Source organism: Pseudomonas sp. LARHCG127 (assembly GCF_052871455.1).
Genome location: NZ_JBIXJT010000008.1, coordinates 16,344 through 40,824 on the forward strand (window position 1 = coordinate 16,344; position 24,481 = coordinate 40,824).

The following is a 24,481-nucleotide window of genomic DNA, read 5'->3' on the forward strand; positions in this document are numbered from 1 at the left end:
ATGACCGACGATCACGGGGCCGGATTGACGGCCCCGCATGACTCCATCGCCCGGTCGTTCCGGGCTCGATACAGGTGAAACAACATGACAGCACCCAGAAAAGCCATTGTCGCCGGTGCCGGGATCGGCGGGTTGACCGCCGCCATCGCACTGCAACGAGCGGGCTGGCAGGTCAAGGTCTTCGAAGCGGCGCAGACACTGCGCACAGGTGGCACCGGCTTGTCCGTCATGGCCAATGCCATGGCGGCGTTACATTCGATTGACGCCCATGTCCCGGTGGAACAGGCCGGCCAGGTGATCCGCGACTTCTTCTTCAAGAAACACCAGGGTGAAGCCATCACCCGCATGCCGATCCACGAGATCGGCGAACAGCTGGGGCATCCCAGCGTGAATATCCAGCGCCCGCTGTTGCTGCGTGCATTGGCGCAGCAGCTCGCGCCCGACACCTTGACGACCGGGTTGCGCTGCACCGGGTATGACCCTCGCCCCGATGGCGTCACGGTGCGGTTCGAAGACGGCAGCCTTCAGGAAGCGGATCTGTTGATTGGCGCCGATGGCCTGAACTCGGTGATTCGCCAGCAAATGCTCGGCGAAACCCCAACCCGCCCATCGGGCTATGTCGCCTGGCTGGCGGTGACGCCCTTCAGCCATCCGGTCATGACCGAAGGTTACGTGGCGCACTACTGGGGCCGCGGCAAGCGCTTCGGGCTCTGCGATGTCGGCAACGGCCAGGCGTATTGGTGGGGCACCTGCAATCATGAAAACGCGGCGGACGCTGCCTTGAACATCAGCAAGCAAGAAGTGCTCGCGGCCTACGCCGGCTGGGCGCCGGAAGTCGTGGCGGCCATCGAGGCCACCCCTGAGAGCGCGCTATTGAAAATGCACGCCAGGGATCGCCATCCCGTCGAGCAATTCTGCGATGGGCACGTGGTGCTCTTGGGCGATGCGGCTCACCCCATGTTGCCCAGCCTGGGCCAAGGTGCCGCACAGGCGATCGAGGATGCCGTGGTGCTGGCCGATCGACTGGCGCGAACGCCGGACCTGCGCAACGCACTGCTGCACTACCAGGCCCATCGGCACCCGCGGGCCAACGGAATTGTCAATGCCGCGCGCTTCATGAGTGGTATCGAACAAGCCGAGTCGACACTCGCCTGCTGGGCTCGAGAATGGTACATGCGCCTGTCGCCACAGAGCAGCCTGCGTAAAAAGAACATCGACCTCCTCTCGTTCAAGCCCTGCCCATGACCTTCAAAACGGTCGCTGACCAACCTGGGCGGGATGGCCCAACCCCCGCCTTGTTACCGACGGCGCTAAAGCGTCAATGACCGAAAGCGACTCCTACATAGACAAAAAACGACACGCACCGGGATAAAAATCGATAAATGAGAAGTCTTCACCATACTGGGAATCCAGAATCTGGATGCTACTGTCAGATAGGTCCTACATTGGGGGCGGGCATCCAAGAACCAGATCGCGAACGCAACCCTTTAATTTAGTTGAATATTTTCCAGACACCTTGCTGAAAGCCAACCCTGCGGCGTTCGTCGCCAGGGAAAAAAACCTTTGACCCAACGTGTTTTTGCCCGGAGGTATCCAAAAACCGACAACCCCTGCCTGACCCGGAATGTCCCTGTTTTCCCTTACAGACTTTTCCTACATGGAAACGCTTAATAGCTCCACCGGGCTAAACCGTTTAAGTCGATAGGTTCACAAGACCGATTGACCCCAAGTATCAACTCCAGAAGAAGCTTCAGCATTTTGGAAGCGGTCGGATTTTTTCCGTCAACAATCAGCGATGCGGAGCTTTTTCGAGTAAGCAGGAAATAAGGATTATGAATCGACATGCGTATATCGAGGGTGCAGAAAAATCGCACCTCTACGTAGAGCTAGGAAAGCTGATTTCAAGTGTCGGACACGAGAGCTTCTTGACCAACATGCACCAGATGATCGAAACAACGGTGCCTGTCAGTCGGCTCGAATTGAGTGAATGGACAGCCGACGACACCCAGTCGAATGTCCTCGATGTACAACTGTTGGGGTATGCGGGTGCGGAAAAAAACCTGCACATGCAATCCCCCTGCCCCACCACGGCGATACAACGCAATGATCACCCCTTGGTAAAAAGGGTACTGGAGGTGGATGACGCCCTGCTGATCCATTTGAATGCACGCATGAAGGACGAAAGAGGCAACGACTGCCTCGGCACCTCCCACCAGTGCATTCTGATTTCACGCAAGGCCAACCGTCGCTGTGTGATCTCGTTGCAACGCCCTCAGGTACAGCGCGACTTTTCCCTCCAGGAACTGTCCTTTCTGAAGTACCTTTCCGAAACGCTGCTGCCGCTGGCCGAGCGTCATGCGCACCTCAATCGCCAATGCTTCAAAACCCCTGGCAGCGCCACGAGCCATCCGCTCGATAGCGCCGAACAGACCCAACTGCAACGTGACTTCAATGATCGATTGAGTCCCTGCGACGTCACCCTTTCCGTGCGGGAAAAAGAGGTCTGCCTGGGCCTGCTGGCCGGAGGCACCGTGCCGGAGATCGCTGAAAAGTTGCAGGTCAAGAACAGTTCCATCGAAACCTACCTCAAGCGTGCCGCCGCCAAGCTGGGCGTGAGTGGCCGGCATGGGCTGGCGAAATGGATGATCGGCTCATGACGGCTCGCCGCGAACGGCCCGCCAGAACCCGCCTGCCTGCGCCTGCGGTGCCTGGCCAGGCACCACGATGAGATAACAGGTCGATGCATAAACTCTTGAGCCCACTGGCAGCCGCGGCATTCATGTTGGGCGGTTGTTCGCTTATCCCGGACTACCAACGTCCCGACGCACCGGTCGCCGGGCTGTATCCGCAGACCTCGGCCTACGCCCCGGCGCTGTCGGGGCCCATGGCGGCCGAACAGGGTTGGCGCGACCTGTTCCAGGATCCGGTGTTGGCGCAACTGATCGAGGGCGCCCTGGCCAACAACCGCGACTTGCGGGTAGCGGCCCTGAACGTCCAGGCTTACCAGGCGCAATATCGAATCCAGCGGGCGGACCTCCTCCCGGCGATCAGTGCCAATGGCACCGGTTCGCGTCAGCGCATGCCGGCCAGCCTGACCGGAACCGGTGAGGCCGTCACCAGCGGTTCGTATTCGGCAACACTGGGGATCAGCGCCTATGAGCTGGACCTGTTCGGGCGAATACGCAGCCTCAGTGACGAGGCGTCCCTGATTTATCTGTCCAGCGAAGAAGCCCGCCGCAGCAGCCAATTGAGCCTGGTGGCCAGCGTGGCCAGTGCCTACCTGACCTGGCGTGCCGATCAGGAATTGCTGGCGTTGACCCAGGACACGCTCCAATCCTATGAGCAAAGCCTGCGCCTGACCGAACGCAGCAACCAGGTCGGCACCGCCTCGGCCTTGAACCTGAGCCAGTCGCGAACCTCGGTGGAAGGCGCCAAGGCCAGCCTGGCCAAGTTCCAGCGCCAGATCGCCCAGGACCTCAACAACCTCACGCTGCTGGTGGGCACTTCGGTCGCCGATGACCTGCCCGGCCGCCCACTGGCCTCGGACCTGCTCAGCGAAGTACCGGCGGGCCTGCCTTCGGACTTGCTGCAACGCCGGCCGGACATCCTTGGGGCCGAGTACCTGTTGCAATCGGCCAATGCCAACATCGGCGCGGCCCGTGCCGCGTTCTTCCCGAGCATCAGCCTGACCGCCAACGCGGGCAGCTCCAGCAACGAACTGTCCGGGCTGTTCAAGGGCGGGTCGGGCGGCTGGCTGTTTCAACCGCAGATCAACCTGCCGATTTTCAACGCCGGCAGCCTTCGGGCGAGCCTGGACTACTCGAAAATCCAGAAAGACATCCGCGTGGCGCAATACGAGAAAGCCATCCAGACCGCCTTCCAGGAAGTGTCCGACGGCCTGGCGGCACGCAAGACCTATAAAGACCAATTGATCGCCCAGCGCGACCTGGTGCAAGCCAACCAGGACTACTACCGCCTGGCGGAACGGCGCTATCGCATCGGCGTGGATAGCAGCCTGACGTTCCTCGATGCCCAACGCTCGCTGTTCAGCGCCCGGCAAAACCTGATCGTCGACCGGCTGTCGCAGCTGCTCGCCGAAGTCAACCTGTACAAGGCCCTGGGCGGGGGTTGGGTAGAACGCACAAGCAACGTGACGATGAGGTGACTGCAGATGGGTACATTCGAACCCGGGGCACTGGTGCGCTTACGTTCGGGCGGCAAGACAATGGTGGTCAAACACGCCTCGTCCATCTCCCAGATGCCGGATACCTTGCTGCTCCTGTGTGAGTACCGGGCCAAGAATCGCCTGGTGCAGGGCTTCTACGCGATACGCGACCTGATCCCGGCGTCCAGCAATCCGGATACCGAGCGGTCGTAGGCCCGTAGCGAGGCTCCTTTTTGTGGCAAGGGAGCTTTTGTGGCGAGGGAGCTTGCTCCCGCTGGGCTGCGCAGCAGCCCCAAGGAAGCTGGCCACTATCAACCTGAAACACCGCGATGGCCGTTTTGGGGGCTGCTTCGCAGCCCAGCGGGAGCAAGCTCCCTCGCCACAAAAGCAGTTCGGGCTTCAGACCGTGCGCGAATACTGAACCGTCTGGTCCGCCCCCAGGTACGCGTCGAATGCCATGGCGACGTTGCGCATCATCAATTGGCCTTGGGGCAACAACACCAGCTCGCCGTCACGGATGTCCAGCAACCCGTCGCGCACCAGCTCCTGGAGCCGGTCCAAGGCATCGGCGAAGTATTCGCCGAATCGGATGCCGTGTTCGCTGTCGATCCGACGGAAGTCGATGCGCCCATGGCACATCAGTTCGCTGATGACCTGGCGCCGCAGCCGGTCATCGTCGCTCAGCCGATAGCCGCGCTGCACGGGCAGCAGGCCTTGATCCAACCGGGCGTAATACTGGGAAAGCTCCTTGACGTTCTGGTTGTAGCTGTCACCCACCTTGCCGATCGACGACACCCCCAGGCCAATCAGGTCGCAATCGGCGTGGGTGGAATAGCCCTGGAAATTGCGCTGCAGGGTGCCCTGGGCGCGGGCGCGCACCAGTTCGTCATCCGGCAAGGCGAAGTGGTCCATGCCGATGTAGACATAGCCCGCTTCAGTCAAGCGATTGATGGTCAGCTCCAGCAACTCCAGCTTGCGCTCGGGCGGCGGCATGTCTTGCGGGCGGATCATCCGTTGCGCCCGCACCCGTTGCGGCAGGTGGGCGTAGCTGTAGGCCGCGATCCGATCCGGACGCAGGGCAATGATCTTGCTCAAGGTGACGTCGAAACTGGTGATGGTCTGCAGCGGCAGGCCATAGATCAGATCGACGCTGATGGACTTGAAATGCGCCCGGCGCGCGGCCTCCACCAGCTCGACGACTTGGGCTTCGCTTTGCACCCGATTGACCGCGACCTGCACCTGGGCGTCGAAGTCCTGGACGCCGAAGCTCAAGCGATTGAAGCCCAGCTGGCGCAGACCTTGGATCTGCTCTGCATCGATGGTCCGTGGATCGACCTCGATGGAAAACTCGTGGGCGTCGCTGTCGTCCATGTCGAACGCCTGGTGCAGGCAGTCCATCAGGTCCGCCAGTTGCTCATGGGTCAGGTACGTCGGCGTGCCGCCACCTAAATGCAGCTGGGTCAATTTGCGCGAGCGGTCGAACAACGCCGCTTGCAGGGCTATTTCACGCTTAAGGTAAGTCAGGTATTCGGCGGCGCGATGGGTCTTGCGGGTGATGATCTTGTTGCACGCGCAGTAATAACAAAGGCTCTGGCAGAACGGAATGTGGATGTACACCGACAACGGCTTCGGCTGTGGCGCCAGGTGGCTGCGCTGGGCGGCCTGGCGGTATTCATCCATGGCAAAGGCCTGGTGGAACTGCGGGGCCGTCGGATAAGAGGTGTAGCGCGGTCCCGGGCGGTCGTATTTCTCCACCAGGGCACGATTGAAACCGGAGGCAGTTTTCATGAGGGGGTCAACTTTTCAAAAGCGTGTGGGCTTGCGTCATCCGGTGCCGGGTCGAACAGGTTGCAGATCGCGTCCACATTCAAGCGCCCGGCGGGCAGGATGCCGATGAATCGGCTCGACAGTTCGATCAATCCCTGGTCATGCAATGCTTCCAGCAACGGCCAGGCGGACGCGAAGTGCTCGCGAAACACCAGGCCGAAGCGCGCCTCGATGGCTTGTATATCCAATTCCAGGTCACAGGACAGCTGTTCGGTCACGCTCGCCCTGACCTGGTCCTGCGCCTCACAACGCCAGCCACGACACACCGGCAATTGCCCGGCGTCCAGCTGCTGGCAATAAAGAAGCAAGTCGTCGGTGTTCTGTACGTACAGGTGCTCGATCTGCGTGATGGCCGACAAGCCGAAGCCCACGTGATCACAGCAACCGTGACGGGTAAAACCCTGGCAATTGCGGTGCAAGCGTCCATGTTCCTGAGCCACCGCCAGGTCATCGTCGGCCCTGACGAACTGGCCCAGGCCGATGTAGTGATAACCGGCACCGATCAGCTGTTCGCAACAGATGCGCCGCATGGCGTCCTTGTCGGCTGGGCTGCAAAAGGTTCCGGCCAGCCCGGCGTTCTTCGAGCGATAACGATAAGGCGCGCGGGCGTAGTCGAAAACGTGCAACCGGTCCGGCTCCAGTTCGATCAGCGTCGCCAGTTTCAGGGCGAAACTGTCCGGTGTCTGCCAGGCGTGGCCGTAGCCCAAGTCGATGTTGATGGAGCGAAAACCAAACGTGCGTGCCGCATCGATCAATGAATGGATCGGCGCCGGGTTCTGGTAGCAATCGACCGATAGATCGCTGTCAACGCCGATGTCGGGCACGCCGATGCTGACATGGGTGAAACCCTGGTCACGGATCAGGCCCATGGTCGACCAGTCGGTGTGATGCAGGTCCACCTCGATACTGTGGTCAGCACCGTCGAATTCGCAGAAGTCGAAGCGCCTGCGCAGGTCACTCATCAGCTTCTGCAGATGGGCGATCACCGGTGTGCCGCCCGTCAGGCAAAACTGCTCGACGCGCCGCCCGGCCCCCAGGTGGCAACCGACCAAGCCCATTTCATAGGCCAGGCGTTGCAGATAGCCCTCGATCTCGCCGCATCGGCAGTCGCTGGCCAGGGGCGAACACGACGCCAGCCGCAAGCGCGAAGGCAGATGCACCGCCAGGGACAGGGGCCGTCGTTTCTGGCGGCTGGTACGTAATCCTCGAAGCAGGTCGAGGGAGCCGATACCGGCATGGAACCTGCGCGTGCCGACCGGACAATCGAAATCAGCCACCACTGGGGCACGTCCCGCGGGTCGCTCACCGAGGGTATGGAACGGGTCGAACATGACAATCTCCGAGTGGCGGTGCGGGGCCAGTTTGCACGCCTGCACGCCGGGCCACCTTGACCTGTATCAAGCGCCCTGGCCGCCCGCCGCCAACGCTTACCAGGTGACGTAGAACATGGCCTTGGCCAGCAGCACGATCGCGACCATGTGCAGGAACACGCTGACATGGATGATGTGCACGTAGCGGGCGTTCATGCGCCCGCTCCGGAACAGCCACATCGCCCAGAGGAAATGCCCCAGCACGCTGCCCGCCAACAGGATCTTCAGGCCCAGCAGCACACCGAAGGACGATTGCAACGGCGACGACAGCGCCGGCCAGTATCGCAACCAGACCATGCCGCCGCCCGCGCCGAACAACACCAGCAGTACCCACGGCATCAACTGCCGGGCACGGCGGCTGATGCCCTGTTCCAGCAGCACCATGACCTTGGCGGGCAGTTGCTTGCGGATGCTTTCAAGAAACAGGACTTCGAAGAACACCGTGCCGATGAACACCAGCGCGGCAAACAGGTGCAAGGTCAGGAGCAGCGGATAACTCATGGAAGTCCTCGACGCCCTCTTCAGCGGGGCGATGGTTTATCCGAGGTTATCCCGCGGCCCTGGAAGTGGGGTTGATGCCAATCAAGGAAATTCCCATCAGTCACCACGGAACCTGTGGGGAAGAACCTGTGGGAGCGGGCTTGCTCGCGAAAGCGGTGTGTCAGTCACGACGATGTCGACTGATTCGCCGCCTTCGCGAGCAAGCCCGGGGGGGGGTGGCGCGCGCGGGGGTGGTTGCCGCCGCTCGGGGGGCGCCCCCCCCCCCCCCCCCGCGCCCCCCCCCGCTCCCACAGGGGGTATCGTTCGGCCTTGAAGCGTCAACGAAACGTTACTCCTGCCCATTCCGACCATACCGTTGATCAGTTACCCCAGCTTTTTGACACTTTCCCCGATATGCGGTCACAACTTTTGCGCTCCGCTGGGTCATAACACCGAGGTCGTCGATGGAATATTGGCGTCTACCGAGGTTAAAGCCTGATACGGAGATAAGCTCATGATTTTCAACGTACAAGATTTTGGCGCCAAAGGAGATGGCATCACCGACGACACGGCAGCCATTCAGAGTGCGATTGATGCGGCGGCCGCGGCCGGCGGAGGCCAGGTGTACATGCCGACCGGCACCTACATCGTTTCGGGGGGCGAGGAACCTTCCGATGGCTGCCTGATGCTCAAGAGCAACGTCTACCTGTACGGCGACGGCATGGGCGACACCACGGTCAAGCTGGCCGATGGTTCCGACACCAAGATCACCGGTATCATCCGCTCGGCCTATGGTGAGGAAACCCATGATTTCGGCGTGAGCAACCTCACCATCGACGGCAACCGCGACAGCACCACCGGCAAGGTCGACGGCTGGTTCAACGGCTATATTCCCGGCGAAGAAGGCTACGATTCCAACGTCACCCTCGACAGCGTCGAGATCAAGGATTGCTCCGGGTACGGTTTCGACCCCCACGAGCAGACCGTCAACATGGTCATCAAGAACAGCGTGTCCCACGGCAACGGCCTGGACGGCTTCGTCGCCGACTTCCTCAGCGACAGCACCTTCGAAAACAACATCGCCTACAACAACGACCGCCACGGTTTCAACGTCGTCACCAGCACCCACGATTTCACCCTGACCAATAACGTCGCCTACGACAACGGCGGCAATGGCATCGTGGTCCAGCGCGGCAGCGAGGACATCCCCTCCCCCAGCAACATCACCATCACGGGCGGCGAGGTGTACGGCAACGGCGCCGAAGGCGTGCTGATCAAGCTCTCCAGCGAGGTCACCGTCACCGGCGTCGATATCCATGACAACGCCAGCGCCGGGATCCGCATCTACGGCAGCAACCATGTCGAGGTCATCGACAACACGCTCAACAACAATTCCCTGGGCAGCGCCGTTCCGGAAATCATCATCCAGTCCTACGACGACACCCTGGGCGTGTCCGGCAAGTACTTCAACGGCAGCGACAACCTCATCCAGGGCAACATCATCAGCGGCAGCGACCTGTCGACCTACGGTGTTGCCGAGCGCAATGAAGACGGCACCGACCGCAACGCCATCATCGCCAACACCATCAGCCACACGAGCAAGGGCGCCACGCTGGTCTACGGCGACGGCAGCTACGTCAGCGCCACGGTGCCAATGACGACCGTGCAAGGTACGGCGGGCAACGACATCCTGACGGGCACCAGCGCCAGCGAGATTTTCTATGGCGCGGCAGGCAACGACACCCTCAACGCCGGGGCCGGAAGCGACATCCTGGTAGGCGGCGCGGGCATCGACAAGCTTACCGGCGGAACCGGCGCCGATACGTTCCGGTTCGTCGCGCAGTCGGACAGTTACCGCAACGCGACGACAAGCTTCGATGACACCATCACCGACTTCGACGTCACCCAGGACAAGATCGACCTCGCCGGCCTCGGTTTCACCGGCCTGGGCAACGGTCGCGGCGGCACCTTGCAGGTCAGCTACAGCGCCAGCAACAACCGCACCTACATCAAGGACTTCGACGCCGATGCCAGCGGCAATCGCTTCGAGCTGATCCTCACGGGCAACCTTGCCAGCACCCTGACTGCCAGCAACTTCATCTTCAACCGGGTGATCACCGGCACCAGCGGCAGCGACTCGCTGTTGGGCAGCGATGCGGCCGACACCCTGCTCGGCCTGGCGGGCAACGACAGCCTCAGTGGAGGCGCCGGCGATGACAAGCTCGACGGCGGTGCCGGCATGGACACCCTCACCGGCGGCACCGGCGCGGACACTTTTGTGTTCGCCAATCGCCTGGACAGCTACCGCAACTACAACACCGGCGGCGCCAACCTCGGCGACCTGATCACTGACTTCAACATCAGCGCCGACAAAATCGATCTCTCGGCCATGGGCTTCACCGGCCTGGGGGATGGCAGGAACAACACCGTGTACCTGGTGCTCAACAGCGCCGGCACCAAGACCTACATCAAATCCCTGGAGGCCGACGCCAACGGCAACCGCTTCGAAGTGGCCCTGGACGGTAATTACCTCAACACCCTGACCAGCGCCAACTTCGTCTTCGCCACCTCCTCGCCGACCAACCAGGCGCCCGTGCTAGCCACGCCGTTGCTGGACCAGAACGCCACCGAAAACACCCCGTTCAACTACGTGGTGCCGGCGACCAGCTTCACCGATCCGGACAACGACAGCCTCAGCTACACCGCCAGGCTCGCCAATGGCAGCGCCCTGCCCAGTTGGCTGACCTTTGATGCCGCCACCCGCACCTTCAACGGCACGCCACCCGATACGGCATCGGGCACCTACTCGATCCAGGTCACCGCGACCGATGGCAGCAACGCCACCGTCAGCGACAGTTTTACGCTCGCCGTGCAGGACGTCCCCGCCGCCATTGTGATCAATGGCACACCGAACAACGACACGCTGACCGGCACCGCTGCCAATGAGCAACTGTTCGGTGGCGCGGGCAACGACACCCTCAATGGCGGCGCCGGCAACGATATCCTGGTCGGCGGCACCGGGGTCGACAAGCTCACCGGTGGCACGGGCGCCGATGTGTTCCGCTACACCTCCAAGCTCGACAGCTATCGCACCAGTTCCACCAGCGCCAGCGACCAGATCCTCGATTTCGACGTGGCCGCCGACAAGATCGACGTTTCCGCGCTCGGCTATACGGGCCTGGGCAACGGGCTCAACGGTACCCTGCAGGTCACCTACAGTTCGTCGACCAACCGCACCTACCTCAAGGACCTGACGGTGGATGCCAACGGCAACCGGTTCGAGATCTCCATGGCGGGCAACTTTGTCAGCAGCCTGACGGCCAATCACTTCGTCTTCGCCGACCAAGGCACCCCCACCAATGTGGCGCCCGTGGTGGTCACCCCGCTCCTGGACCAGAACGCCAGTGAAAGCACGCCGTTCAAATACACCGTGGCGAGCAACAGCTTCAGCGACGCCAACCAGGATGTGCTGACCTACACCGCAACCCTCGCCAACGGCAACGCCCTGCCCGCCTGGCTGAGTTTCAATGCCGCCAACCTGACCTTCAGCGGCACGCCCACCAGCACCGCGGCGGGCAACTACGACGTCTTGGTCAAGGCCACCGATCCGTCAGGCGCCTCGGTCAGCGACAACTTCACCCTGGTGGTCGCCGATGCGCCCGCCAACACCATCACTGGCACCGCCAATGCCGAGACACTCAATGGCACGACGGGCGCCGACCTGATCCTCGGGCTTGGCGGCAACGACACGATCAAGGCCGGCACCGGTGCGGATATCGTCGATGGTGGTGCCGGACGCGACTCGCTGTACGGCGGTGATGGCGCCGACACGTTTCGCTACAGCAACCTGTCCGACAGCTACCGCGACTACGACACCGGTGGTGTCACGGCCACCGACACGATTTACGATTTCACAGCCGGCGTCGACAAAATCGACGTCTCCGGGTTGGGTTTTCTCGGTCTCGGCGACGGTACCAACAGCACCTTGTACATGACTCTCAACGCGGCCGGCGACAAGACCTACGTCAAGTCCGCCGAAGCCGACGCCGATGGCAATCGCTTCGAGATCGCCCTCAACGGCAACTACCTAAACACCCTTACCGCCAACGACTTCGTCTTCGGCGAGCGCGCCCAGCAGGATATTCTCTACCTGCCGACCCTCGGCCAATCCAACGCACGTCTGTTGCGCATGTCCGAGGACGACGACCAATCCGGCACCTCGATGCTGGTCAACGACCTCAACCGCTACACCACCTACGACGTGCGCAGCCAGTTCAACGATGCCGATGGCAACGGCATCGACATCGCGGTGGGCGGCAGCACGGTCAACGGCCTCTCCACACTCAGCGCCGAGGAACTCCAGTTGTGTTGGTGGCTGACCGACACCAACCAACCCGGGGCGGCACTGTTGCGCGCGGTGACGTTGCTGCGCGACCAGCGCACCGAATTGCAGGCGATCGATAACGTCACCATGGGCATCATCTGGGGCCAGGGCGAGGAAGCCGCCCAGGAAATCGCCCGTGCCACGGACAAGGCCGCAGCTGCGGCTGCGTACAAGGCTGCGACCTTGAAGGTGTTCGATTACCTGCATGCCCAATTTGGCAATTTCACTGTGTACCTGATGGAAACCGGCCATTACTCAGAGGACGCGGCCCGGGCCCGGGGTTATTCGGAAGAGAAGATCGCCGCCATCGTCGAGGGCGTCGGTTATGTCCGCGCCGCCCAGGAGGCCATGGCCGCCGAACGCGCCGACGTCAAGCTGGCGGTGGACTACACCGACCTGCCGTTGCGCTATGAAGTCGATCCGCTGGTGTATCCCGATGACGTCTGGCACCTGCACGAGGAATCGGCGGAAATCGTCGGCCAACGCCTGGCGGACTACATAGCCAATGACCTCGGCTTTCAGGGCAATCCCGACGACAATAACAGCGTGCAGGACATCTTCGACAACGCCCAGAACCAGGGCGGGATGATCGCCGGCACCGACCAGGACGACACCCTGGTGGGTAGTTCTGGCAACGACACCCTGGACGGCGACCTCGGCGCCGACACCTTGACCGGTGGCGATGGCAACGACATCTACGTGGTCGACAATGCGTTCGACAGCGTGGTGGAAACCAACACCTCGACCGCGCAGATCGATACGGTGCAAGCCTCGGTCAGTTGGACGCTGGGGGCCAATCTGGAAAACCTGGTGCTCACCGGTGTGTCGGACATCGACGGCACCGGCAACGAACGGCGCAACTTCATCACCGGCAATACCGCCAACAACGTGATCGACGGCGCCGCCGGGGCCGACAGCATGAGCGGAGGCGATGGCAACGACACGTATTTTGTCGACAATGCCGACGACAGCGTGATCGAGACCAGCACCAACGCGGTGACCGGCGGGATCGACAGCGTGCACAGCAGCCTGGCGGCCTACACCTTGGGCAGCAACGTCGAGAACCTGTATGTCGATAGCCCTGGCGCCGCCAATGGCACCGGCAACGCCTTGGACAATACGTTGTTCGCCAGTGCCGGTAACAATGTCCTGGATGGACGCGATGGCATGGATACGGCGAGCTATGAACGGGCGCTGTCCGGCGTGACCGTCAACCTCTCGACGTCGGCGCAGCAGAACACCGTGGGTTCCGGGCTCGATACCTTGAAGTTCATCGAGAACCTGGAAGGTAGCGCCTCCGCCGACACGCTGTCGGGGAACAGTGCGGCAAACGTCCTCGACGGCGGGGCCGGCAACGATACGTTGGTAGGCGGCTCGGGCGATGACCGCTTGATCGGCGGCGCAGGCACCGACAACCTCACCGGCGGCACCGGCGCGGACACCTACGCGTTTGGTGCGCTGTCGGACATGGGCGTCGGGGCTTTGCGCGATGTGATCAGTGGTTTCAAGAGTGCCGAGTTCGACAAGTTGGACCTCACCGGCCTGGACGCCAACCCACTGACCGCCGGGGTCGATGCCTTCACGTTCATCGGCAGTAACGCCTTCGACGCCAGCAATGCTACCGGCCAGTTGCGCTTCGTCGATGGCATCCTCTCCGGCAGCACCAACGCCGACGCCACCCCCGAGTTCGAATTCGAACTGGTCGGCGTCAAGGAGCTGCACGCCAGCGACTTCACCGCCTGACCCAAGCCCCCTCCGGGGGGCTTGAGCTGAAAAACCCAAGACAACTACAGGCCAGAACTGTGGGAGCGAGCCTGCTCGCGAAGGCGCCGGCACATCCAACAGGGATGCTGACTCACACACCGCTTTCGCGAGCAAGCTCGCTCCCACAGAAGTCGTGTTGTGCCTGAAAAATCCAGGTCAACCACAGATCAAAACTGTGGGAGCGAGCCTGCTCGCGAAGGCGCCGGCACATCCAACAGCGATGCTGACTGACCCACCGCTTTCGCGAGCAAGCTCGCTCCCACAGGGGCTTTGTGGTGCCAGAAAAACCCAGGGCCACCACAGATCAAAACTGTGGGAGCGAGCTTGCTCGCGATGGCGGCAGCACATTCAAAATGGATGCTGACTGGCCCACCGCATTCGCGAGCAAGCTCGCTCCCACAGGGGGTCGTGTTGTGCCTGGGAGATTGAAAACAAGCACATGGCCTGGACAGTTTTTGTGGCGAGGGAGCTTGCTCCCGCTCGGCTGCGCAGCAGTCGTGAATCGGTGGACTCGGTCTGCCTGATACCACTCATTGCCTGGGTTTGGGGCTGCTTCGCAGCCCAGCGGGAGCAAGCTCCCTCGCCACAGGGATAAGTGCAAGATTGCGTGCCTTGGATGGCCTAGAACAGGCTTTGCACCTGCTCCAGCACCGCGCGGTTCATCTGGCCGGTGTGGGTGTGCAGGCTCACATAGCTTTGCAGCATGTCGAGCTTGGTGTTGAGCAGGTCCCGGCGGGCCTGGAACAGTCGCTGCTGGGCGTCAAGGATATCCACCGTGGAACGCACCCCGCCCTGGAAGCCTTTTTCCGTCGAGGTCAGCGCTCGCTGGTTTGACTCCACCGCCCGCTGCATCGCCTTGCTCTTGGCGAACCCGGCGACGACGCCCAGGTAATCGGCCTCGATGTCCTCGGCCAGTTGCTGGCGCTGCACGTCGTAGTCAGACTGCGCACCCGCCAGTTGCGCTTCGGCCTTGGCCACCGAGGCCCGTACCGCCCCGCCGCGATACAGCGGAATGTCCAATTGTACACCCACATAATAGGTGTCCTGGCGCGGGTCGAGTTCCTGGTATTGACGGGTTTCACGGCGGGTCAACTGAGTGGTCAATGACAACGTCGGATAATGTCCCGCACGCTGGCTGTCGGCCTGGGCCTCGGCGACTTTCACCGCTGCCAGCCGAGCGGCCAGCTCGGGGCTGGCCTGGCGGGCAATCGCCGTCCAGTACGGCAAGTCCTGCTCCGGCGGGATCGGGCTACCGGCGGCCAGTTCCTCGCGCATCGGCAGGATGTCATCGATGGGCACACTGGCTCGCCCGGACAACGCCCGCAATGCCGCCACGCGACGGGCCTGGGCTTCGGCTTCCTGGGCCTGCACCAGGTCGAGCCGCGCCTGGGCTTCGTCGATATCGGTAATCGCCCCCTGGCCGCCCTCATAAAGCTTTTTGCTCTGGATGACCAAGCCTTGGATCGCCGCCTTCTGCTGCTGGATCAGCTTGATCTCGTTCTCGGCCCGGGCGACGTCGAAATACCCCTTCGCCACTCGGTCATACAAGGTCTGGCCGGCCACGTCGAACACCTGGGTGCCCAGTTTCCCCCGCGCCTTGCCTTCCTGGTACGCCGCCCAGCGGGCCTTGTCGTAGAGCGGTTGTTGTGCCGCCAGGGTGACGTTGTTCGCCTGGTAATCGTTGCTGTTGACGTAACTGTTGTCGTCGCCGCCGTCGGTCCGTCCACCGTAGCCATAACGCGAGGACAGCGAGACTTGCGGATAGAGGCCGCCGCGACCGATGTCCTCCTCGTGCCGCGAGGCTTCAAAGGCGTGGGCCGCCGCTTGCACGGTCGGATCGTTGAGGCGCGAGGCATCGTAGGCTGCGGTCAGGCTCAAGCCACTCTCCACGGCCCACACAGGACTGAGCACCACCCAACCGGTCCACAGGCTTAGCAGTACACGCACGCGAGAGCGGCAACGGTCGACCATGCTCATTCCTCCTTGAAGGCTGCCAGCAAGCGTTCACGCAACGGTTTCATCAGGTAATTCATCAAGGTGCGTTCGCCCGTCACCACCGTGACATCGGCGAGCATGCCGGGGCGCACCAGCAGGCCGGCGCTTTGCAACGCGGCCACGGTGTCGGCGGGAATCTCGACCTTGGCAGAGAAGTACGGTAGGTGCGTCTGCTCGTCGATCAGTTGGTCGGCCGACACGGTCGTCACGGTGCCGGTGACCGTCGGCGTATCCACCCGTTGCAGCGCGGTGAAATGCACGTGCACCGGCAGGCCCGGGCGCAGTTTGTTGGCCATCAGAGGCTCGAAGCGGGCGGTGATCGCCATCGGCGCATCCAGCGGCACCACTTGCATCAGGGTCTGGCCAGCCTGCGCCACGCCGCCGACCGTATGAATGCTCACGTCCATCACCTGCCCGGCCACCGGTGCGCGGATCGCACCGTTGTCGACTTCGAACTGCAAGGCCCGGATCTGATCGGCATAACCGGCCGCCTCGGCCGAGACCTCGCTGAGCTGCGTCTCGGCATCGCGGCGAAATTCCTGCTGCGCCTGCAAGGCCTTGAGCCGGCTTTCGTTGATCGCCTGGCGGGTCCTGCCGACATCCCCCACGCCGGAGGCGATCTGCCCCGCCAACTGGGCCGCGTTGCGCTCGGCCTCGAACAGTTTGTTGCGCGGAACGTAGCCTTCCCGGGCCAGGTCACGCAGGCCTTCAAGCTCCTGCTGCTGAAAACGCATCTGCGCGTCGTAGTTGCGCTTGACGCCTTCGTAGCCCAGCAACTGTTGCTGCAACGCCGCGGCTTCGTGCTCGATGATCTGCAAGCGACTGCCCAGCTCCGCGCGACGTGTGATGAACAACTGGCTCTGCAAGGCCATGGCCGCCTTCACTCGTGGCTCGTCGGCGCGCGCCAGCAGCTCCGCAGGCCATTGGATCTCGGCGCTGCCCAGGCGCTCGGCAATCAGGCGCGCCTCGATGCTGCGGTCATTGAGCAGCTTGCCCAGGGTCACGTCCAGTTGCGACTGCGCCTGCACCGTGTTCAGTTGCACGAGCAATTGCCCCTGGGTGACCCGGTCGCCATCGCTCACCAGCAGCTTTTCCACCACTCCGCCGACCAACGACTGCACCGCCTTGCGCTCCCCCGCCACCACCACGGTGCCGCTGCCCACCACTCCCTGGTCGAGTGGCGCCAGGCAGGCCCAGAGCAGGAAACCGCCCAGCGTCAGGACCAGGAATCCCACGCCATAACGCGCCGCACTCCCGGCATCAGTCCGAGCGCTGGGTAGTGTCGTGGTGCCGCGCACGCTCAGCCCCTGCTCGCTGTAGGTCTGTGCATCAGGGATCAGATCACGCATCGCCGCCCGCCTCCCGGACCGCGGCCGGTCGCGGCCCCGGCATCAATGCCTTGAGCACCCGGTCCCGAGGGCCGAACGCTTGTTGAGTCCCGTCCTTCAACACGAGGATGTGATCGACCACCGCCAGCACACTGGGCCGGTGCGTGATCAAGACCACGGTGCTGCCGGCCGCCTTGAGGGCACTGATGGCCTGGACCAGCGCCAGCTCGCCGGCGTCATCGAGATTGGAGTTGGGTTCATCGAGCACGATCAGCGAGGGCCTTCCGTAGAGCGCGCGCGCCAGGCCCAGGCGTTGTTTCTGCCCACCGGACAAGCCAAGCCCGCCGGGGCCCAGCGGCGTGTCGTAGCCCTTGGGAAACCGCAGGATCATTTCGTGGATACCGGCATGCCGTCCGGCAGCGATGATCTGGTCGGCGTCCTGCTCACCGAAACGGGCGATGTTGTCGGCGACCGTGCCGTCGAACAACTCGATGTCCTGGGGCAGGTAGCCGAGGTGCGGGCCCAGGGCGTCGTGGGACCACTGGCTGATCTCGGCATCGTCCAGGCGCACCGACCCGCCCATGGCCGGCCAGACCCCGACCAGGGCACGGGCCAGGGTCGATTTGCCACTGGCACTGGGCCCGACCACGGCCAGCACGTCGCCCTTGGCGAGGCTGAAATTGATCCCGCGCAGGATCGGCTGCGAAGCCCCCGGCGGGCCGACATACAACTGCTCCAGGCGCACCGCCCCGGTGGGCGGCGGCAATGGCATGCGCAAGCGATCACGAGGGTGCTGCGCCAACAGTTGGCTCAGGCGCTGGTAGCTCTGGCGCCCGGAATTGAATTGCTTCCACGAGCCGATGGCGATTTCCACCGGCGCCAGGGCTCGCCCCAGCAACAGCGACATCGCAATCATCATGCCCGCCGACAGTTGGCCTTCCAGTACCAGCAAGGCCCCCAGCCCGAGGGCCAGGGATTGTCCGGAAATCCGCACGAAACGCGTCGCAGAGGTGATGCGCGCACCGCGGTCGCTGGCATGGGCCTGGGCGGCAATGATGCGCTGCTGCAACAGACTCCAGCGCTGGCGCAACGGCCCGAGCATGCCCAGGGCCTGGATGACTTCAGCGTTGTGCAACGTGCTGTTGACATAGATCGACGACTGCACCCCCAGGCGATTGGCCTCGCCCAGGCGCGTACGTGTCGCCAGTTCGCCCCACAGCGCCAAGCCGATCAGCACCAGGGCGAGCACCAGCGTCAGCACGCCGAACCAGGGATGAAAGATGAACGCCACCAGCAGGAAGATCGGCAGCCAGGGCGCGTCGAGCAACGCGATCAGGCCCTGCCCGGTAATCAACTGCCGCAGTGTCGCCAGGTCCGTGAGCACCTGCGCCGGGTTAGCGTTGTGTTCCCGCAGGCTGCGGGCGAAGGCGGCATCGAATACCCGCTCGCCCAAGGCATCGTCCAGCCCCGCGCTCATGCGAATCATCACCTCGCCGCGCACCCACTCGATCAGGGCACTGAACATGAACAGTCCCAGGGCCATCAAGGTGAGCATGAACAAGGTGGTTTCGTTACGGCTGGTGAGGACGCGGTCGTAGACCTGCATCATGTACAGCGACGGCACCAGCACCAGCAGATTGATCACGCCACTGAACAGCGCCAGGGCCCAGAACACCCGGCGGTAGCTCAGCAAGGCAGCATCGATGTCATGACGCGGATCGAGTAGAAACCCCATGGGAAAAATCGCCTGCAAGAGAAAGGGTCGGTCCAGGACGCAATCCATCGCAAAGCTTTTTCCCCCGAAAGTGCTCGAGGAAAACCATCCAGCTGATATGCCGATAACAGGGACGATCCTCATCCCCACAGACGCCAATTACTGACAACGCGACCGCGGGTTAGTGCCGGTTCGCAGGGCTGGGTTTGCAAGTGGGTGACAGGCGGAAGGGCCGCGCTTCAAGACTGAGGTTTTTGCGTCTTGAATGGGCTGAAAAGCGGGTTTGTTGACGCCAGTAACGTGGCGTCAACAGGGTAAAAAATCAGGGATTAGCCGAGGGAAGCGACGCTCTCCGGCTGGGGTGGATGTCGCGACGTCGCCAGGCCGATAAAGGAAATGATCAGCGCCAGGCCCAGGGTCGTGCTCACCTCGCTGCGGTGCTCGGGCGAGATCATCATGACCGCCAGCGCCGCCGAGATGAACACGATGACCAACCAGGTCAACCAGGGAAACAACCACATGCGAAAAGGCAGCTCGATGTTCTGTCGTTGCAGCATCCGGCGCATGCGCAGTTGCGAGATGGCGATCACCAGGTACACCAGCAAGGCGATGGCACCGGAGCTGGCGAGCAGGAACTGGAACAGGCCGGCGGGCATGAAGTAGCTGAACAAGGTGACACCCGCGCCCAGCACGGTACTGGCAATCACCGCGGACCGTGGCACACCGGCCGAGGACGTCACCTTCACGGCCCTTGGCGCATCGCCGCGACGGCCCAGGGAGTACAGCATCCGCGAGGCGATGTAGATCGAGGAGTTCATGCAACTGGCCACGGCAATCAGCACCACCACATCCACCAGGAATTTGGCGTGGGGAATGTTCATCAACTCCAGCGCCCGCTGGTAGGAGCCCACTGAAGCCAGGAGCGGATCGTTCCACGGCACCACGGAAATGACCACGAAGATCGACAGCAGGTAGAACACACCGATACGCCAGATCACCGAACGGGTGGCCTTGGCAATGTTCTGCGCGGGGTTATCGGATTCAGCCGCCGCGATGGTCACCGCCTCCGTACCGATGAAGCTGAACATGATGGTGATGAACGCGCCCACTACCGCCGACAAGCCGTTGGGGGCGAACCCGCCATGCTCCTCCATCAACCGGCTCAAGCCGCTGGCTTCGCGCTCGGGAATCCAGCCCATCAGCACTGCGAAACCCAGGGAGATAAAACCAATGATCGCCACGACCTTGGCCATGGCGAACCAGAATTCGAACTCGCCGTACTTCGACACGCTGAACAGGTTCGTCACCGCCAGCAAAACGATCGACACCGAGGCGAACAGCCAGGCATCGACGGCGGGAAACCATTGGTTGAGCACATGGCCGGCGGCCAGCGCTTCTATGGGAATCACCAGCACCCAGAACCACCAGTAGAGCCACCCGATGGTGAAGCCGGCCCAGCGCCCGATGGCCTGGTCGGCATAGGTGGAGAAGGAGCCGGTGTCCGGATTGGCGACCGCCATCTCACCCAACATGCGCATGACCAGGACCACCAACGTCCCGGAAAACAGATAGGCCAGCATGACGGCCGGGCCGGCGGCGGCAATGGCATGACCCGATCCCACGAACAGACCCGCACCGATGATCCCGGCAATGGACAGCATGGTGACGTGACGAGGCTTGAAGCCCTGTGCCAGATGGCCGTTCGAATCCTTGAAGCTGGGGCTGGTCATTTTCTTATTCTCTTGTGATCGAACATTGAGGCGCGCACAGGAACAATCGGTGTTTCGGTTTTTCCGCCCCTCCTGGAAGCGGCACCATCAGGTTTGTATTGATCCACCCTGGGCGAACGTGCGCACTTGCGGTGAAAAGTTGCGCCACGTTACCCGCCTTCCCTCCCGAGTTAGTTACCTGAACGCGCCACCTATATGCCTGATTTCGCCAAATGAGGCATGGCGTTTTGCCCATTGCCAAGCGTCTGGACCGGGGCATTCAGCCAGGTCCGTGGGGCTGAAATGAAATAAACCCTTTAAAAACTTTACTGGGTTAAGTATTTTGCGTAGAGCACTGGGTGTTATTGCATGCCTGTCAGTTCCTGTGGGAGCGAGCCTGCTCGCGAATGTGGAGTGTCAGTCACATCAATGTTGGCTGATTCACCGCAATCGCGAGCAGGCTCGCTCCCACAGGTTGATCTCCAACTGGCTGGCGTTGCGCCGCTCGCCCCCTATTACTTCTACGACAAGGACCTCCCGTGAGCGGACTGCGTGAACGTCAAAAAGCCGAACGCCGCCAAGCCATCAGCAAGGCGGCGGTCGAACTGTTCGAGCGCCAGGGCTTCCAGAACACCACCATCGAACAGATCGCCAGCCAGGCCGGCGTGTCGGCGCCCACCGTGTTCAAGTACTTCGGCAACAAGCAGGAGATCATCCTGGAGATCCTGCACGACGCCGACCAGCGCGCCCTCACCGATACCCGCAGCCAGATGCCTGAAATCGAGGACCCGGTGGAAGCGCTGTGTTATCTGGAGCGGCTGTTGACCGGCTACGCGCTGGAGGTCATGCACCCGAGCCTGTGGCGCGAGTTGCTGCCGCTGATCCTGTTTGGTGGCGACAATGGGCTGCCCGAGGGGTATCGCGCCATGAACGATGCGCTCAGGGCCGAAATCAGTGGGCTGATCAGGGAGTTGCAACAAGCCGGCAAACTACGCGCCGATCTGGACGTCGACCTCGCCGCGTTCCTGTTGAACGACTATTCGCACTTGCAGCTGTTCAGGTTGGTCAACCAGGAACAACCGGACATCGAGGCACATTCCGCCCAGGTCCGGCGCATCACTGAATTGCTCTTCCTGGGCATGCGCGCCTGAACCACTGAGACGGACCCGGCGCCGCAACGCCGGGCCACGCCGATCAGCGATGGGTCTTGATGCCCGTCCAGGTGCGGGTACGAATCCGCTCCACGGCGGCCGGCACCGGTTCCAAGGCGAACAGGGTCTTGCGCGCCTCGTCCGGCACATACATGGCGGGGTTGTTGCGGATTTCAGCATTGACCAGTGCCGTGGCTTCCTTGTTCGGGTTGGGATAGCCGATCTTGTTGCTGATCCGCGCAATGACATCCGGACGCAAGATGTAGTTGATGAAGGCGTAGGCTTCCTTGGCATGAGGCGCATTGGCGGGCACCATCATGACGTCCGACCACATCGGCGCCCCTTCCTTGGGCAGCGCCATCTCCACCTTGACCCCCTTCCCGGCGTCTTCGGCCAGTCGTTTGGCCAGGGCCACCCCACCGGACCAACCCACCCCGACACAGATCTCACCGTTGGCCAGGTCCATGCCATAGCGCGATGAGTTGAAGTAGGTGATGTACGGCCGAACCTTGAGCATGGCTGCCTGTGCCTTGGCGTAATCCTCACGTTTCTGGCTGTTGGGGTCCAATCCTTCGTAGTGCAAGGCAATGGGCACGATCTCGTTGGCGGCGTCCAGCAGACCCACGCCACAACTGGCCAGCTTGGCCATGTTCTCTTCCTTGAACAGGATGTCCCAGGTATTCATTTGCACATCGGCCCCCAGCACCTGGCGCACCTTGTCGACGTTATAGCCAATCAAGGTCGTGCCCCACAGGTACGGCGCGGCATAGCGGTTGCCCGGATCGCCCACCGCTTCCAGGGACTTCATGAATTCGGGGTCCAGATGCTGCCAGTTCGGCAACTGGCTGCGGTCCAGGGGCTGGACGGCGCCGGCGGCGATCAGATGGCTGACGTTGGAGCTGCTCGGATAGACCACGTCATACCCCGAGTTGCCGGTCAGCAGCTTGGACTCCAATGTCTCGACGCTGTCGAAGACGTCATAGATGGGGCGAATGCCGGTTTCTTCCTCGAAACTCTTGAGGATTTCCGGCGGCAGGTACTCGATCCAGTTGTAGATTCGCACCGTCCGTTCTTCGGCCAGGCTCGCGCCACTGACCAGCATCGAAACGACAGCGCCCAGCAAGGTGTTGCGCAAAAACAGGCTCATGATCAAACACTCCAGCGCGGCCGCGAAGGCTCGCGACACTTAATAGCGGTAGGTGAAGAAGAGTTCCAGCGCGCTGAATTTCCGGTCGTCGCCGAAGACCTGTTTGGCCGCCGCCATGGGCTTGACCCAGTTGTAGGACAGCGAGGTGGACAGCGACTTCGAAGGTGCCCAATCCAGGAAGACTACACTCTCGTCGGCAAACCGTTTATCGCTGACGGCGGTGCCCATGTAGTTTTTTTCGTCCAGCCAGAATTGGTAGTGGATCGCACCGAGCGTCAGGGTTTCGTTGAGGTGGGTCTTGAGTGAGAACTGCTGGACGTTTTCGTTGCTGTTGAACATCAGGTAGTTGCCGACGACATCGCCGATCAACCAGGTGCTCCAGTCGACGAAGCCCTTGGTCAAGGGATCCCAGGCTTTCTGTCGGTTGTCGGTGAGGTTGTCGTCGCCGGAAAAACTCGCGTAGCGGTAGCCGATCACCGGGGTCAGCGGCAGTGTGCCGAAGGTGTAATCGGCCTGGCCGTACCAGGCCTTGGCATCGTAGTCCACACCTTCGCCGCTGCCTCGCTCCACGGCATATTCGGCGTTGAGGGCCAGGTCCGGGATACCCGGGAGCCGGGCGTTCAAGGCCCTGACGTTGTACACCAGCATGCCATCGCGACGACGCGGCAACGTGCTGCCCTTGGGCCCCATGGCCTTGACCTTCAGCGCGGTGGCACCCAGCGTCACCTGGTCGTCGAAGTTGTAGTCCAGGTTCACGCCGCTCAGGCGAAAGTCACCCAGGTCGCTGTCGGTTCCCAGGCTGAAACCCTGGACTTTCAACGCGCCATGGTCCCAGGCGACCACCGCCGACTCCTTGAAGGCGGTGCGTGGGGCGAGCCAATAGGCACCGTCGTTGAACTGATCAAGGTTGCCATCCATGACGATGAAACCATTGCCGATCATGTAGTTCTGGCGACCGCCCGTGACCGTCCACTCCCCGGCCCGGAAACCGCCATAGAACTCTTCCGTCGATACCTTGCCATCGGAGCTGCGGGTGAAGCCACCGGCGTCACCATCACCGAAGGTGGTCGCTCCCACCAGGGAGCCGCCGGCCAGCAGGCTGAAATCCGGCTGCACGGCGTATTCCAACTTGACGCCCGGCTTGACATAGAACTCCTGCCAGTCGATTTTCGTGCCGCCATTCTTGCCGCTGCGCAGGTCCACCACGCCGCCGCCAAAATTGACGTTGCGGGTGGACACGGCTGCGCCACCGGCCGTCAGGTTGACCTCGCCCTTGAGGTTACCCTCCTCGAAGGTGTAGCCCGCCCAGGCAACTTGGGCGGTCAAGGGTAACCCGAGCACGAGGCACGTTCGGGACAAACGCATCATGGAAACCATATGGAGCTCCTGTTGATTATTGTTGTTACAGGGCAGTGAATGGCGGCGCAAACCCGCACCAACACCTGGC

General features: G+C 62.3%; 15 protein-coding genes. 6 read left to right on the forward strand and 9 right to left on the reverse strand.

The window, feature by feature from the left end; translation table 11 throughout:
• The first annotated feature begins 84 nt into the window (after nt 1-84).
• The 4 genes from ACIPQ1_RS14975 to ACIPQ1_RS14990 all read left to right on the forward strand — a co-directional run bounded on the left by ACIPQ1_RS14975 (nt 85) and on the right by ACIPQ1_RS14990 (nt 4,378).
• Nucleotides 85-1,245 (forward strand): FAD-dependent monooxygenase, encoded by a 1,161-nt coding sequence (locus ACIPQ1_RS14975; protein WP_446534373.1) that lies wholly within the window; start codon nt 85-87, stop codon nt 1,243-1,245.
• A gap of 587 nt (nt 1,246-1,832) precedes the next feature.
• Nucleotides 1,833-2,657 carry a helix-turn-helix transcriptional regulator gene (locus tag ACIPQ1_RS14980; protein WP_411384851.1) on the forward strand — a complete coding sequence of 275 codons (825 nt, stop codon included), beginning with the start codon at nt 1,833-1,835 and terminating at the stop codon, nt 2,655-2,657.
• A gap of 83 nt (nt 2,658-2,740) precedes the next feature.
• Nucleotides 2,741-4,165, forward strand: coding sequence for an efflux transporter outer membrane subunit (locus ACIPQ1_RS14985; RefSeq protein ID WP_446534374.1), 1,425 nt, complete (start codon nt 2,741-2,743; stop codon nt 4,163-4,165).
• Nucleotides 4,166-4,171: 6 nt separating this feature from the next.
• On the forward strand, nt 4,172-4,378 hold the full coding sequence (locus ACIPQ1_RS14990) for a hypothetical protein (RefSeq protein WP_411384853.1): 207 nt from the start codon (nt 4,172-4,174) through the stop codon (nt 4,376-4,378).
• 186 nt (nt 4,379-4,564) lie between these two features.
• On the opposite strand, the gene hemN is transcribed toward ACIPQ1_RS14990, so the two are convergent.
• The 3 genes from hemN to ACIPQ1_RS15005 form a co-directional block, all read right to left on the reverse strand.
• Nucleotides 4,565-5,953: an oxygen-independent coproporphyrinogen III oxidase gene (gene hemN, locus ACIPQ1_RS14995; protein ID WP_446534375.1), complete on the reverse strand. Its 1,389-nt coding sequence runs from the start codon at nt 5,951-5,953 to the stop codon at nt 4,565-4,567.
• Nucleotides 5,950-7,323, reverse strand: coding sequence for a coproporphyrinogen III oxidase (locus ACIPQ1_RS15000; RefSeq protein WP_411384855.1), 1,374 nt, complete (start codon nt 7,321-7,323; stop codon nt 5,950-5,952). The genes hemN and ACIPQ1_RS15000 overlap by 4 nt, the downstream gene beginning before the upstream one ends.
• 96 nt (nt 7,324-7,419) lie before the next feature.
• Nucleotides 7,420-7,863, reverse strand: a complete 444-nt coding sequence (locus ACIPQ1_RS15005) for a CopD family copper resistance protein (RefSeq protein WP_250962054.1) — start codon at nt 7,861-7,863, stop codon at nt 7,420-7,422.
• Between the two features lie 493 nt (nt 7,864-8,356).
• On the opposite strand from ACIPQ1_RS15005, the gene ACIPQ1_RS15010 reads away from it, so the two are divergent.
• Entirely contained in the window at nt 8,357-13,969 is a 5,613-nt protein-coding gene (locus tag ACIPQ1_RS15010) for a putative Ig domain-containing protein (protein ID WP_446534376.1), read from the forward strand.
• Between the two features lie 642 nt (nt 13,970-14,611).
• On the opposite strand, the gene ACIPQ1_RS15015 is transcribed toward ACIPQ1_RS15010, so the two are convergent.
• The 4 genes from ACIPQ1_RS15015 to gabP all read right to left on the reverse strand — a co-directional run bounded on the left by ACIPQ1_RS15015 (nt 14,612) and on the right by gabP (nt 20,757).
• Complete coding sequence (locus ACIPQ1_RS15015) at nt 14,612-15,961, reverse strand: TolC family outer membrane protein (RefSeq protein ID WP_411384857.1); 1,350 nt, start codon at nt 15,959-15,961, stop codon at nt 14,612-14,614.
• A 2-nt stretch (nt 15,962-15,963) separates the two neighbouring features.
• Nucleotides 15,964-17,334 carry an HlyD family type I secretion periplasmic adaptor subunit gene (locus ACIPQ1_RS15020; protein ID WP_411384858.1) on the reverse strand — a complete coding sequence of 457 codons (1,371 nt, stop codon included), beginning with the start codon at nt 17,332-17,334 and terminating at the stop codon, nt 15,964-15,966.
• On the reverse strand, nt 17,327-19,048 hold the full coding sequence (locus ACIPQ1_RS15025) for a type I secretion system permease/ATPase (RefSeq protein WP_186731086.1): 1,722 nt from the start codon (nt 19,046-19,048) through the stop codon (nt 17,327-17,329). Before ACIPQ1_RS15025 ends, ACIPQ1_RS15020 begins: the two co-directional genes overlap by 8 nt.
• A gap of 308 nt (nt 19,049-19,356) precedes the next feature.
• Nucleotides 19,357-20,757, reverse strand: a complete 1,401-nt coding sequence (gene gabP, locus ACIPQ1_RS15030) for a GABA permease (RefSeq protein WP_446534377.1) — start codon at nt 20,755-20,757, stop codon at nt 19,357-19,359.
• Between the two features lie 518 nt (nt 20,758-21,275).
• On the opposite strand from gabP, the gene ACIPQ1_RS15035 reads away from it, so the two are divergent.
• Nucleotides 21,276-21,887: a TetR/AcrR family transcriptional regulator gene (locus ACIPQ1_RS15035; protein ID WP_339483184.1), complete on the forward strand. Its 612-nt coding sequence runs from the start codon at nt 21,276-21,278 to the stop codon at nt 21,885-21,887.
• 43 nt (nt 21,888-21,930) lie between these two features.
• Here the strand turns inward: ACIPQ1_RS15035 and ACIPQ1_RS15040 are convergent, their stop codons facing one another.
• Nucleotides 21,931-23,034, reverse strand: coding sequence for a polyamine ABC transporter substrate-binding protein (locus ACIPQ1_RS15040; RefSeq protein WP_446534378.1), 1,104 nt, complete (start codon nt 23,032-23,034; stop codon nt 21,931-21,933).
• Nucleotides 23,035-23,073: 39 nt separating this feature from the next.
• Nucleotides 23,074-24,411, reverse strand: coding sequence for an alginate export family protein (locus ACIPQ1_RS15045; RefSeq protein WP_446534379.1), 1,338 nt, complete (start codon nt 24,409-24,411; stop codon nt 23,074-23,076).
• Between the last annotated feature and the right edge of the window lie 70 nt (nt 24,412-24,481).

Bases quoted from the DNA above. Each gene is read 5' to 3' on its own strand.
- ACIPQ1_RS15015 (WP_411384857.1), bottom strand. From the start codon at position 15,961: ATGGTCGACCGTTGCCGCTCTCGCGTGCGTGTACTGCTAAGCCTGTGG.
- ACIPQ1_RS15020 (WP_411384858.1), bottom strand. From the start codon at position 17,334: ATGCGTGATCTGATCCCTGATGCACAGACCTACAGCGAGCAGGGGCTG.
- ACIPQ1_RS15045 (WP_446534379.1), bottom strand. From the start codon at position 24,411: ATGGTTTCCATGATGCGTTTGTCCCGAACGTGCCTCGTGCTCGGGTTA.
- hemN (WP_446534375.1), bottom strand. From the start codon at position 5,953: ATGAAAACTGCCTCCGGTTTCAATCGTGCCCTGGTGGAGAAATACGAC.
- ACIPQ1_RS15010 (WP_446534376.1), top strand. From the start codon at position 8,357: ATGATTTTCAACGTACAAGATTTTGGCGCCAAAGGAGATGGCATCACC.
- ACIPQ1_RS15000 (WP_411384855.1), bottom strand. From the start codon at position 7,323: ATGTTCGACCCGTTCCATACCCTCGGTGAGCGACCCGCGGGACGTGCC.
- ACIPQ1_RS14975 (WP_446534373.1), top strand. From the start codon at position 85: ATGACAGCACCCAGAAAAGCCATTGTCGCCGGTGCCGGGATCGGCGGG.
- ACIPQ1_RS15005 (WP_250962054.1), bottom strand. From the start codon at position 7,863: ATGAGTTATCCGCTGCTCCTGACCTTGCACCTGTTTGCCGCGCTGGTG.
- gabP (WP_446534377.1), bottom strand. From the start codon at position 20,757: ATGACCAGCCCCAGCTTCAAGGATTCGAACGGCCATCTGGCACAGGGC.
- ACIPQ1_RS14985 (WP_446534374.1), top strand. From the start codon at position 2,741: ATGCATAAACTCTTGAGCCCACTGGCAGCCGCGGCATTCATGTTGGGC.
- ACIPQ1_RS15040 (WP_446534378.1), bottom strand. From the start codon at position 23,034: ATGAGCCTGTTTTTGCGCAACACCTTGCTGGGCGCTGTCGTTTCGATG.
- ACIPQ1_RS14980 (WP_411384851.1), top strand. From the start codon at position 1,833: ATGAATCGACATGCGTATATCGAGGGTGCAGAAAAATCGCACCTCTAC.
- ACIPQ1_RS15025 (WP_186731086.1), bottom strand. From the start codon at position 19,048: ATGGGGTTTCTACTCGATCCGCGTCATGACATCGATGCTGCCTTGCTG.
- ACIPQ1_RS14990 (WP_411384853.1), top strand. From the start codon at position 4,172: ATGGGTACATTCGAACCCGGGGCACTGGTGCGCTTACGTTCGGGCGGC.